Raw genomic sequence first — 1,464 nt, forward strand, 5'->3', positions numbered from 1 at the left:
TTCCCGTCCGACGTTCCCAAACGAGAACGGAAGTATCCTTCTCGACCTGTCGAAATTGCAGACGTACTATCGGCCTATCAAACATAAGGGGGACCGTCTGTGGGGGCATGGGGCGCGCTGATTATGAGCTTTTTTGGAGCGGTGTTCGCGGCGTTGACGCTTTACTGGCAATGGCACTTGTCCGGGATCACTCTGGCGCTGCCCTTCTTAGGATTCATGCTGATCGGTCTTGCCGCGAGCTATGTGATCCGTACCCCTGGCGAGGGCATCAAGCCGTCACCGAAAGAAGAACGAGTCATCATGTGGAGCAGCATTGGTGAAGGCGTCGGCCTTTTCCTAGCCGCTAACATCGTAGTGAACCTGCACCGGCCCGATCTCCTGTTACCATCAATGGCGTTGGTCGTCGGCCTCCATTTCCTGCCAATCGCCTTTGCTGGCGGCTTTCGTCCGATCTATGTTCTTGGAACGGCGCTAATTGTTGCAGCGATCATGGGCTTCATTGTCGAAGCCCCCACAGGCGGCAAGCTCGCTGGATTCATGGCCGCTGGTGCGCTCTGGCTCGCGTCCGGCATCGCAGTTCATCGTGATTGGCTCGCAAGGCGACAGACGCCAGCCACAGCCTAACCGTGTCACAAATCTTGATTCCATCGGGAAAGTGGAGTGCCGGGGCAGTGAGCCGCTATGGTAGTGCAGCCTCATGACGATATTCCCCAAGCCCATTCTGGACTACTGGCATGAAGCGTTCGCTGGTGACGGCAGCTCGACTTGGGCGGTAAGCGAGAAGTTGAACCCCAAACGGCCGGCGATGATGTTGGAGGGGATTGATGGCCGGGTGCGAACCGTATTGCGACCCGAGCTGATTGATAGGGTCAGTCTTAATGCGCCAGGTGTCACGTCGATCGCAGCCATACAGGACCTGTTGGAACGCGAGGGCGTCAGCCTGCACGATCCCGACTATCTGTTCTACCTTCCCGCGGATACGCGCGTCGCATCCGGTCAATCATTGGCCGCACGCCAACTTACGATCGAGGATCGGGATGCGTTCGAGGCGTTCCATGCCGATTTATCAGAGCAGGACCGCGACGATGCGTTTGTCGAACTCGATCATTGGGCGGTGTTCGGTTGCTTTGAGGACGGTCGGCTGGTCAGTGCCGCCAGCGCATATCCTTGGGAAAGCGGCCTGTTCGCGGACTTAGGAGTGCTGACACTTCCCGATGTTCGGGGAAGAGGTTTCGCACGTGCGGTCGTTCTGACGATCAACGAATTCTCGCGCCGAAAGGGATATGAACCGCAGTATCGTTGCCAGATCGACAACCTTGCATCCACCGCCCTTGCTAAATCGTGCGGCTTTGCGTTGTTCGGCAAGTGGATAGTGGCATCTGACGTGCTCGATCGAACTGCGGCTTAGAGACTCGCCCTTTCGCGAAAGCGTCGATCTCGATCGCCCTTCGATTGCGGGAAAGG

The 1,464-nt window shown here is 57.4% G+C and carries 2 protein-coding genes; both read left to right on the forward strand.

What is annotated here, in order from left to right; genetic code table 11:
• The first annotated feature begins 123 nt into the window (after positions 1 to 123).
• A complete protein-coding gene (locus tag QBJ92_RS20535) occupies positions 124 to 624 on the forward strand; it encodes a hypothetical protein (protein WP_277971543.1) in 501 nt (166 codons plus the stop codon).
• 73 nt (positions 625 to 697) lie between these two features.
• The gene (locus QBJ92_RS20540) at positions 698 to 1,408 is read left to right on the forward strand and encodes a GNAT family N-acetyltransferase (protein ID WP_277971544.1); all 711 of its coding nucleotides are present in this window, start codon (positions 698 to 700) and stop codon (positions 1,406 to 1,408) included.
• The last annotated feature ends 56 nt before the right edge of the window (positions 1,409 to 1,464 follow it).

Origin of the sequence: Sphingomonas echinoides (assembly GCF_029623395.1) — a bacterium.
GTDB lineage: Bacteria > Pseudomonadota > Alphaproteobacteria > Sphingomonadales > Sphingomonadaceae > Sphingomonas > Sphingomonas echinoides_A.